The following is a 10,786-nucleotide window of genomic DNA, read 5'->3' as shown; positions in this document are numbered from 1 at the left end:
TGTTTTAGACAATTACCATTAAAGGCGCTGCGGCTTTTTTATTCAAGTGTTCGGTTTAATTTTACAATCTACCTTATAATGACATATTATGTGAAATGGTAGATTTCGACCGGTTTAGATGTTTCTATTTAAGCAAAATAGCCTTTTTGTCAAAATAGAAGTGCTTTTTTGTCACTGTATTTTGAAATATAACTGTTTTTTCAATAAATAAGTCAACTATCAACCATTAGTTGACTGTTCAATGTGGTTATTTCCATTTTGGAAACTACCACTATGTACGCCAGAGCTGTTGGTACCACCTAGAGCTGCGGACATTAATTCCCCATCTCGACCGATACCAAATGGGTTGGTTTTTGTGCACGTCGGTAATTTATGTACGCAATCGCAGGCAAGCGACTGCTATTAAGTTGTGCGGACGTACCGCAATGTGAATGTCGGGGCTTGCACCCGAATAAGGCTGTCTCATTCACCCACAGAAATCACCTAACTAGTATAAAGCAACGAGCTGCAATCTTTTTACACGAGTTACCGTGATTGAAAGAGACATTATGTCGCTATGGTGGTAACTGAATCATAGTATGCTTTTTAACAAAAATAGTTAGGATAAGCAAATAACCGCTTGTGCTTTTATTTAGGATAAACACTAACCAATTGACAGGGTAAGGATTTGCACCTTACATGATATTGATTCTAGCTAACTATCCAGACCCCGGACAGTACAATATCTTATAGTCTAGCGTCTACCTATTCCGCCACCTGCCATAATGATAGATATTCCAACCTATCGTATTTTTACATACACAGTAGCTTTTTCCGAAGCGTGTGTAATTTACGACCGTTCGGTGTAACGGTCTTGGTTAGTCATCTGGAACTAATCTATAAGTACAGCTTATATTTAACGACTAATGACTAACCATATCACAACTGTGGGATTCGAACCCACTAATCGCGGCGCCAACCATATTGACCAATAGATTTTACGTAATCAATCAATTCTTTCGTAACTTCTTGATCATTTTTGGTTAGAAAATCTACTATTTTTTCTGTCTGTTCTTTACTCATAACTTTAGCAACGTATACAGTTGAGCAACAAATCGTTTGCGAAACCTAAATACCGTGGCTCTGCTGACGTTAGCAACTTTTGCAATTTTAACAACGTCATAGCGATTGAATCTTTGAAAGTATGACATTTCAACAATTTTTATCTGGTAATCATCTAGTTGAGCTATAAACTTATCAATTACCGCGCGATTATGCCTAATTGTAGAAATGATAGGATCATCGGAAAATTTAATCGCTTTGTTTTCATGTGCGTGATTTTCTGAAAAGCCACTTCTTCCACCTCCAATATTTTCATCAATTTCACCTTTTGACTGCTCTATTTCTGTTCTACGTTCCCTTTCTAATAAATTAAAATAAGGATATTGCTTCAAAACGGCTTCTACTTGTTTAGTTTTTGTGTGATTCATTTTAATTGGTTCAACTAGCATAAGCTCTCCTGCAACAATATGATTTATGTACACGAGTAACCGTGAAAAAACTCGTATATTTGCCTGCCCACATTTCTGCGCCTGTCTGGTTATTAGTTGGATAGAAACCACTCACACCAACGCGTTACTCCCATAGCACCTACTTCGCAACGTTTCCCTTGTCATTCGGTGTGTGTATATTACCATACACTTTTAAATAAATCAAGTATATTTACACATATTTTTCAAGGCCATAGCCAATTAAACCCTCATTGACTATTTTTAACGCATCTTCTGGTGAACGAGCAATACCGTGGATAACATTATCCTTTTTTAATTTAATAGAAAACTTAATCTGATCATCTCTGATACGTCCAGTTTTTGTCTTCATATCAATGAAAAATATCTGTTTATCTTGCTTACGATACCCGACTAAATCAAAGAATCCTTTTGGTGTACCAGAGCTGAAAGGTCTACCGTCTCTTGTAATAACAGTTCCTGTGTTAATTCTAAACTGCGTGTGACCATCTTTAGACAATGCAATTCTCGCTTCGTTTTGTATTTGTTGTTCTCTCATCAGTACCCCAAATCATCTAATTTAACACCGCGTGCTATTTCTTCCATTTTCAAAGATATGCCGTAATAGTAGACCTTGCCGTGCGATCGTTTCTTCTCAAATTTAGTTCCTAATTCACGTCCTAACTTTTTGTTAGTCATATCAACACCGTGTAACCTTTTCCACGTATCAAAGCGTGTTGCAATTTCTTTAAATTCCGTGCGGTCATCTTTTGAATAATCAAAATATTCTTCAATAAATGCCTGCACATCGTCCATTTCATCACGGTATTCATTAGTTTCATTCAAAACAACTGGTAGTGGATTAAGTCCGTCACGTTGCCATTTCATTGTGCCTTCTTGAATCCATGCAAGGATTGCATCAGCTTCCGTACGTAACTTATCTTCCAGCTTTTTATCCATATTTTCAGCTTTCACTTGATTTCTGAATGGAATAAAAATCAAACGTCTCCAAATACCGTCATCAGTACCATTGATAATTGGTTTGTGGTTAGTCATCATGAAGATTGTTCCAGTTGGTCTGAACTCAATTTCATTACTGTGCAACTTACGAGCCGTGATAGTATCTTTACTGGTAATTTTCTTAACGAGACCTTCTGCAAGTGGTTTACCTTCTTCTGGCTCTGATAGAACCATTAGGCGTGCGCCTTTCATTCGTGCAATATCACCGCTTGGACCACCCGAATTACGTGAACGACTGGCAAAAACAGTTTCTGGATCAACGTTTATTGAATAATCTCCCAACACATAATCAATCGTGTTCATAAATACAGATTTACCGTTTTTACCATTACCGTGCAATATGAACATCACTTCTTCGTCCATTGTTCCAGTAGCTGCATAGCCCAATGCTCGTTGTGTAAATTCAATTAACTCTTCATTGCCTTTAAAAGTTTGCTCTAAGAATGCTAACCAGCGTTCTGGTGCTTTTTTATCATTATATTCAGCGTTAGTTATTTTAGTGAATCTATCCTCGTGGGTAGATTCTTTAACTGCTCCACTAGTCAATTCAAGTACACCACTTGGCGTATTCAGAACGCTCAATTCTTTATCAAAATCATCTGTCGTGACCGTGATTAAATTGCGCAGCTCTTTGATTGCATTTTCTTTAGCACTGTGTGACCGTGACTTCTTTTTGAATGCAGCTTTCAATTCATCAGGTGTTTTATTGCTATCACCCATGTTTTCTGGGGCAATCGTAAATTCTGGTTCTTCCTTAATGCGATCAACTGTTTTGTTCATCGTTTTTTCTAGCAATCGGTAATTATCTTCTTGCCACACTTGACCGTCATAATACATACTCTTTCGTGCGATGGTATCGTACAAAAAGTTATCACCATAATAATACTTAAAACGCTCTGCTAGTCCTGTGTCATCATAAGAAAAGAACTTTTGTTTTGGACTGTCGTCTTGTTCAGCAACAATTTCTGCATTGCCTGTTAAAAATGTTGGTAAATCTTCTAAATCAATTAATGGTTTCAAGTTTTTGCCGTGATAGACATCTGTTTGTTCAGAAATAGCCTTAGTCAATAATGCAATACCGTAAGTAGTCTGACCACGCTTCTCATTGTATTTATCACGGAACAAGACTGAATCTCTGAATATCTCGTCCATTTGTGCAAAGTCTCGTCCAGTCCAGAATGATAAGTAATTAGCCAATGCAAGGTCAGCTTCTGATTGGCTTGCATAATCATTTTCCCAACCACCGTTAATCAAATGTTTAATGCGTACACCGGAACTGCTTTCGTACATCATTTCTAGCAAGGCTGGTGTATCAATTCTTTCAGTAACTGTATTATCGACCACACCTAGATCAGCATCGATTTTACTTGCTTTCATAAAATACTTACGGTGTAAGCGACCAATCACTTCATCAGGCACTTTCATAATTGATTCTGATTTTGTGATTGTGTCACCTGTTAAAGCAAAGAAACGTCCATTATCATACATTTCAAAGTTGTTATGTCGGCGTTGCCCATCTGGTAGGTTTCCTTTGGCAATGATATGAATGCCTTCGCCACTCATAGACCTCTCTGTATAAGATTGTGTTGAGATAACAAACTCATCGACGATATTATTATCACGATCACCTTCAATAAAGGCGTCAACATCTGACTTAATATGGTCAATGTCAATTCCAAAATAACCGTTAGCAAAGTAGAACGCCAAACCATCAGCGTTAGCAAAGTGTTCCATAGCATTTGATGCTGTTGCGAAGTCAGACCACGTACTAGAGTCGTTAGACTTACCAGCGCCACCACTATAAGGGTCAACAGGCACTTTGGTATATTTATTTTTACTTGGTTGCCAAATCCGATGATACAGCCCCCATTGCCTTAGGTCTCGCAGTTCTTGCGGTATGTCTGTATAACTCATGTTGTCTCCTATAATCCGTATATTATCAGTGCACTTGGAAATGGTGCTGTATTCATTGGTCGTCCATCTAATTCAAATTTCAAACGTCCCTTAATAAATTTAACTGTCGCCTTATCCTGAATGTACTCATGCCAATACTTTGTATCAGTTCTCGATGGTATCAACATCACGATAAATCTATTTGGATCACGCAAATGTTCTTCATACGCTTTTTTGATAAACTCGCCGATATGTCGTCCGTAGGGTGGGTTCATAAACACATTGCCCCCCCATTTTTGTTCTAGCGCATCATCGTCTTCTGTAAAATAAGTATCAACTTTATGGTTTGTATCGCTCGCACAGGCATCTAAATCAAACTTGAATTTTCTATTCAACTTATCAAAGTAATCTTTGGGCGTTTCCCAAACCATGCTTTTTGAGCTGAATAATGCTTTGCTATTCATTAGTTAACCACCTTAATTGTTTCTGGATGCAGCCAAGCATGCATCAATTCATTTTCGCGTTCTCTTCGCCATCCCCAATCATTAAATATTTGTAAACTAGGAAGAGATTTATAATGATCATTTTCAGGATCATTTAACTTAGCTATGAATACACTGAACCAAGTACAGTGTTTGTAAAATAGAAATAAATCTTTTTGTTCACTTGTCATTTTTACATCAGGGGCATATTTATCACGCAGTGATTTCAAAGTCCCGATCACTTCTCCTTGATATGCCTCCTGCCCACCATTGTCATCTATATTCTGTGACAACCTTTCAATTGCTTCATCAAATTTCATAACTCATGTTGTCTCCTTATATAACTAATGTTTGTGCTTCTCTGATTCTGTTTTCTGCTATTTTAAAATATGTTTCATCTAGTTCGATACCGATGAAGTCTCGATTAAGATTCTGGCAAGCAACTCCTGTTGAGCCTGAACCCATAAATGGGTCTAATATAACTGCGTGTTCATTGCTATGCCGTAGCAATAATTCTTCCATGAGTTTAATAGGTTTCTGCGTTGGGTGGCTCCCTAACATCTTTTCAGCCTTGCCTGTAATAGGTACTCTAATTTCTGAACGGTCGTACTTGTCAGACTGTCTGTTAAAAATCCATTTATTTTGTTTTTCAACCGCCCAAATAGCAAATTCATAATCAACGATATATCGCCTATCGCGGTTTCTAGGCATTGGATTAGTTTTTTCCCAACGAATAATATCTTTAACAACAAATCCGTTTTTCTCCAGTCTTTCAGCAATATCACCTAAATTGCGCCAAGCATTGAAAATTATGATAGATGCACCTTTTTTAACGATTCTTGGAACTTTATCTATCCAAGTAAGTAAGTCAGCGTTTTTGTCCCAATCACCGAAATCTATTCCAGCTCTGTTTAAAGACTCGAAATTATTCTTTCTTGAAATATTGTATGGCGGATCAGTTAAAATCAAATCAATACTATTATCCGGTATGTCTGAAAGTGCATCTAAATTATTCTCGTTAATCAGTTTCATAATATTTCTCCATATTGGGCTAACGTCTTTTCACCCATTGGCGGTAATCGCTATTTTCTGTAACCATCAATCAAAGAGATAATGGCATTGGCGTGTTGCTATTACAAATACTTTTTTGTCTCCTAGATTCATGGGTTTACATACTCCCATGTTAGGTCGCGAATGAATAATGCGTGTGAAAATTCGTCGCTTTGTAAATCTACCTCGCGAATCATCTGTAAAAAATTATTTTTGTTATAATCACCAATTTCGTGTATTCTAATTAAACTAAATTCCATAACTATTCTCCCACCTTCTCAATTTCCCAAGCTGGCGTTTGCCACTTTTTGATTTCTTCTAATGGTGCTGTGAAAGCATTATCTTTTATATAAGTCCATGTTGGTATTCCGCAGTTAAACGTCATATAAACCTCGTCGTCGTCTTCATCGGTTCCTGATAACCGATACAATTGCTCTTTAACCTTGAACTCGATCGCTGGATCATCAGCTAAATATCTAAGAATAGCTTTTTTACCAACATTGATTGATTTTATAAATTGTGCATTCAAGGTTATCGCTCCAATAAGAGATATACCTTCGTGCGCCTTAATCCTTTGCAATTCGTCAAATACTGATTGTGAAACTTCGTAAACCTTTTCCATTTTGTTATCCTCTTTCTGTTGTTCCATGAACTCTGAAAACTCGATAAATGGTTTAGAATCAGGATTAGACATACTATAAGTAATGTAATCACCTAAAAATAAAAATCTTCCACCACTTTCAAATATTTCTGCACTATATTTTTTGTCTCCAGCTGGCCAAGCATATCCCTGTTTAAACCAAACATCTAAAACCGACTTCCACTGCTCTAAAGTCGTTACATGTACTACTGTTTCTGTCATTATTTAATTCTCCGATCAGAATGGTAAGTCGTCATTACTAATATCAATTTCTGTATTACCACTAGCCGCAAATGGATTACTTCCAGAAGGTACAACAGGTTCTTTACCAGCCTCCCAAGTGTGGTTTACTTGTGGTGCTGATGTTTTAGTGATGTTGTTCGGGAACAAACTGTTTTGAACAGTTGTTTCACCGTTATATTCGTTGTCACGAGCTGAAACTTTAATGCGCAATGGCTTACCAATCAAACTGTTCATTGCTTCTTCTTTAGTGTTAAACTCACGCAAAGCCTTACCGTCTGTATTTAAGTGAGCATTGTTCAAAGCTGATGCAAGGTTAAATTCCTTTTTAACCTCTTTCAAATCACTGTCAGAAAGTGAGAATGTTGTTTTTCCAGCTTTCAGTTCGCTAATGTATAAACCAGTCTTTTGTTGTGTTTCCTTTTCTTCCAACTTACTGTGCCAGAATGGAATGAAAATATGAGCATTTTGTCGCGGTTGTTGAATGTCGTTACGGATCACGAAGTCAAAGTTTGTATTTTCTGAACCACTCTTTGTAGCACGTTCCTGAACTGATTTGATAATCACTTCATAAACTCCTGCTGGTACACCGCCGCGTGTGTTAGTTTGTTGTACTTCTGCCAATGCGTCTGTATCAAAGTCTAAAAATCCCATTGTTATATCCTCTTTATTTTCTTAAAATATTTTCAAGTCATCTAACTTGTTATTACGTTCTAGTGATTTTTGGCTATGCGCCCATTTAATGTTTGCCTTAACCTGTTCTATTGATTTTCCTGATAGTTCTGCGAATGGCTCATACCAATCCTCTTTCCAATCAGGTGTCATAAATATTGTTGCAAAGTAGCCATCTTTTTCTCGCAGTTTCAACTCATAACGAGATTGCAGAATTTTGTACTTTTGCATTGGTGTTTTAGCTTGTCGAACTGATAATCCAGCTAAACGATTTTTCTCAAACTCGTCTAAATCAGTTACTTTACTCAACTTAATATCGACAGCTTTTTTCTCTGCACGTTCAACAACCGTTTCTGTTACTTCACCACAGTAAGGACACGTTTTATATTTCGTTTCTTTACCATCTTCGTTAGTACCACTGTGTACATCTACCCATTCATTTGAGTAAAATGTCGCGAAACAATTGTCACATGTAGATACTGGCGCTTCAAAGTCACCGCTCTTTTTCTTTTTAGTACCTTTGAAGTATTCTTCCCAATCATGATCGTAATCAGGCAAGCCAAACCGATTAACGTTTCCCACAAAGTCTAATATCAGCGCTTTTTTGTTGGGTTGATAACGCATGGAACGCATACCAGCTTGAATGTAAAACACTAATGATTTAGTAGGTCTCGCCATAATAACTGTGGTTGCGTCTGGAATATTCACACCCTCACCATACAATTCATAGTTTGAAAGCATTTGTAGCTTGCCCTCTTTGAAATCTTGCATAGCTTTATCACGTGTAGCCTTTGGTGTTTTACTATCAATGTGGGCTGATGGTACACCGTTTTGATTAAACAAATCTACAATCGCATGTGAGCTATCAACTGAATACATATAAGTGATTGTCTTTTCATGTTCCGCTAACAATTTCCATTGATCATAGATTGAATTTAATGTTGCTAACTCATCCCCGACAGCTTCGTGCATAGAATCGGCGGTTGCATTACCAGCAGAATTAAATTTAATCTTATTGATGTCAATAAATGTCGGAACATAATAATCAAATGGCGCTAACTTATCGTGTTCAATTAACCACGGTATGCTTGGTCCAGTAACAATATCATCATACATATCTGTAAAGCCGACACCGCTCATGCGCCACGGAGTTGCTGTGAATCCTATTGTGGGGACGTTAGGGAATTTATCTCTAACTTTACGATATGTGTTAGCGATACTATGATGAGCTTCATCAAAAATTATTAAATCAGGTGGCTCCATGTTATTCATTCTATTAGCCAAAGTTTTGACTGTTTTAATAACCGCATACTCGAAATCAACTTCATTAAACTTAAAGCTATCTCGTATTTGATTTATCAATTCTTTTCGATGTGCCATAACCCACACTCTTTTGTGATGTGAGGTTGTTAATCTAGCCATTTCACTCATCATAGCTGTTTTACCAGAACCAGCAGCAGAAACTACCATGACGCTTTTCGAACCATTAGCAAGCGATTGTCGTGCGTCTGAAAGTAATTTACTCTGATAATCGTATAATTGAAACGGCATGTATCATTAAGCCTCCCAATCAAACAATTTATCGAAATCGGCACGCTTGCGACCGTCAATTTGATTCTTTGCATATTCGTTTGTTGAATTTGTCAAAGTCCAATATCGCTCTTTCTTTTCTTGGTCATATTTGATATGCGTCACTGCATGAACGGTTCCCATAAAGTAATTATTCACGCTATCTCGTAGATCAGGTTGGAATGGCGTAATTTTCTGACCGCTTTCTAACCAAATTTCACCGTTACGTTGCCATGCTGTGTAGATAACGTTTTTATCTTTCAATCGACTATCAATGTATGTCAGCATTTTAATTAGCTGATTACTGAATTTGCCGTAGTCCTGCATTGAATTGATACCGTGATTCTTACCTTCATCAGCCGCATTCACAAACCAAACTTTTTCTAGCGCGCTTAAATTATCAAACACAACTGTTTTAAATTCACTGTTTGCGACATACTCGATAAATTCATTTATTTCAGCGAGAATCTTACTGTAATCTTCAATGTAGAATCGCTCCACGACACCGTCTTTATCGACATTAACCAAAACCTTATCGGTATTATCTAAAGTAAGTAGTGCTACTGGACCCGGTGCAAATCGTGTTACTGATGTTTTACCATCTCCTTGTTTACCGTAAATCAATACTCTGAACGGTGTTTTAACACCTTTTTCTCGTTTTTTCATTTATTTCACCTGTGCATGTGTGCGTTCAATAACTGCCACACCCTTAACTTTTCCACCGGTATTGATAAACGCCTTTAATTTCGCCTTATCAGGTGTCTTTGTTTCTTTAACGTTGATAAATTCATCTGGAATACGTGATGTTTCTGGATCAATTTCAACCGCTACGCTACGCCTAATCGTGAATAGTGATGTGTGGGTACGCAGTTCTTTAACACCGGCTTTTTCCATAACAAACGCCACGTAATTTAGCAATCGTTCAAGTGATTTCTTTTCTGACTTAACACGTTCTTGATTCATTTTGATACGTGCGGTTAGAATATCAATTGTTTCCTGAATGTTTGTAGCCACGGAATATAGTCCGTCAATCTTTGCGTCTTTATCTAGTGAAGCGACTGTGTCTTCAAATGTTTGCGTATCAATTTGTTCATCTTCAAGCATCTTTTTTAGCTTGATTTCAAAATCAGTTAATTCACTCAATGTTGGCATTATTTTGTTCCTTTCTGGGTATATTTACTTATGTCAATGCGCGTAACACGATCTGGATCAATATTGACATACCTGCGATTGTATAAATCGTACAATTGTGAGTAAGTAAATATACCATCGTAGTATTGAAATAAATCGGTTTTACTATTCTCTCCGAATAGTCTGACAAATTTTTCTTTCCTAATATGTTCGTGAAATTTGTCGCCTATACCGTCAATACGAATATCCAAGTGTTCAAACTCTTCATTTATTTTATATAGTTTATACTCTGACCGCCATAACAATAAACCACTGATTATTGTTGCGTAAATCGCTATCCAAATCATTTATCAACCCTCCACAATCACGATTTCCATAAAACTAGCAATTCGTTCTTCATAACTGTGCAGCTCATCCAACTTACTTTGAATAGATAAATTAGTGTCACTCACTAATTTCAAACTGTTATCAATATCAGATAGCTTTGTTACCAGTGACTTTTTGATTGCAGAAATTTCTTTAACCGTTGCTTTCTTTTTCTTTTCGATTAGATCATTAGCGACCTTTTGAAATTTAGCAAAACTTGCAGCATCTAAAATGAC

At 37.0% G+C, this 10,786-nt stretch carries 12 protein-coding genes and 1 pseudogene; all 13 read right to left on the bottom strand.

Annotated elements, in window-relative coordinates; translation table 11 throughout:
* Nucleotides 1–1,058 precede the first annotated feature (1,058 nt).
* Nucleotides 1,059–1,490, bottom strand: coding sequence for a DUF722 domain-containing protein (locus IEU71_RS09260; protein ID WP_004914466.1), 432 nt, complete (start codon nt 1,488–1,490; stop codon nt 1,059–1,061).
* Nucleotides 1,491–1,701: 211 nt separating this feature from the next.
* Entirely contained in the window at nt 1,702–2,046 is a 345-nt protein-coding gene (locus IEU71_RS09255; protein WP_004914464.1) for a VRR-NUC domain-containing protein, read from the bottom strand.
* The gene (locus tag IEU71_RS09250; RefSeq protein WP_004914461.1) at nt 2,046–4,421 is read right to left on the bottom strand and encodes a phage/plasmid primase, P4 family; all 2,376 of its coding nucleotides are present in this window, start codon (nt 4,419–4,421) and stop codon (nt 2,046–2,048) included. The genes IEU71_RS09255 and IEU71_RS09250 overlap by 1 nt, the downstream gene beginning before the upstream one ends.
* An 8-nt stretch (nt 4,422–4,429) precedes the next feature.
* Entirely contained in the window at nt 4,430–4,864 is a 435-nt protein-coding gene (locus IEU71_RS09245; RefSeq protein ID WP_004914459.1) for a DNA N-6-adenine-methyltransferase, read from the bottom strand.
* Nucleotides 4,864–5,202 carry a hypothetical protein gene (locus tag IEU71_RS09240; protein WP_004914455.1) on the bottom strand — a complete coding sequence of 113 codons (339 nt, stop codon included), beginning with the start codon at nt 5,200–5,202 and terminating at the stop codon, nt 4,864–4,866. The genes IEU71_RS09245 and IEU71_RS09240 overlap by 1 nt, the downstream gene beginning before the upstream one ends.
* A 16-nt stretch (nt 5,203–5,218) precedes the next feature.
* Nucleotides 5,219–5,914: a DNA-methyltransferase gene (locus tag IEU71_RS09235; RefSeq protein WP_004914452.1), complete on the bottom strand. Its 696-nt coding sequence runs from the start codon at nt 5,912–5,914 to the stop codon at nt 5,219–5,221.
* A gap of 280 nt (nt 5,915–6,194) precedes the next feature.
* A complete protein-coding gene (locus IEU71_RS09230) occupies nt 6,195–6,794 on the bottom strand; it encodes a hypothetical protein (RefSeq protein WP_004914449.1) in 600 nt (199 codons plus the stop codon).
* Nucleotides 6,795–6,809: 15 nt separating this feature from the next.
* Nucleotides 6,810–7,466, bottom strand: a complete 657-nt coding sequence (locus tag IEU71_RS09225) for a DUF669 domain-containing protein (RefSeq protein ID WP_004914445.1) — start codon at nt 7,464–7,466, stop codon at nt 6,810–6,812.
* A 21-nt stretch (nt 7,467–7,487) separates the two neighbouring features.
* Nucleotides 7,488–9,035, bottom strand: coding sequence for a DEAD/DEAH box helicase family protein (locus tag IEU71_RS09220; protein WP_004914443.1), 1,548 nt, complete (start codon nt 9,033–9,035; stop codon nt 7,488–7,490).
* A gap of 6 nt (nt 9,036–9,041) precedes the next feature.
* Nucleotides 9,042–9,719 (bottom strand): AAA family ATPase, encoded by a 678-nt coding sequence (locus IEU71_RS09215; RefSeq protein WP_004914441.1) that lies wholly within the window; start codon nt 9,717–9,719, stop codon nt 9,042–9,044.
* Nucleotides 9,720–10,205 carry a siphovirus Gp157 family protein gene (locus IEU71_RS09210; protein ID WP_004914439.1) on the bottom strand — a complete coding sequence of 162 codons (486 nt, stop codon included), beginning with the start codon at nt 10,203–10,205 and terminating at the stop codon, nt 9,720–9,722.
* Nucleotides 10,205–10,531, bottom strand: coding sequence for a hypothetical protein (locus tag IEU71_RS09205; protein WP_036067041.1), 327 nt, complete (start codon nt 10,529–10,531; stop codon nt 10,205–10,207). The genes IEU71_RS09210 and IEU71_RS09205 overlap by 1 nt, the downstream gene beginning before the upstream one ends.
* Before the next feature lie 3 nt (nt 10,532–10,534).
* Nucleotides 10,535–10,786, bottom strand: a pseudogene (locus IEU71_RS09200) (hypothetical protein); the annotation flags it as partial.

This window comes from Leuconostoc falkenbergense, assembly GCF_014634805.1.
Lineage (GTDB): Bacteria > Bacillota > Bacilli > Lactobacillales > Lactobacillaceae > Leuconostoc > Leuconostoc falkenbergense.
This window is presented reverse-complemented; position numbering and strand designations above follow the sequence as displayed.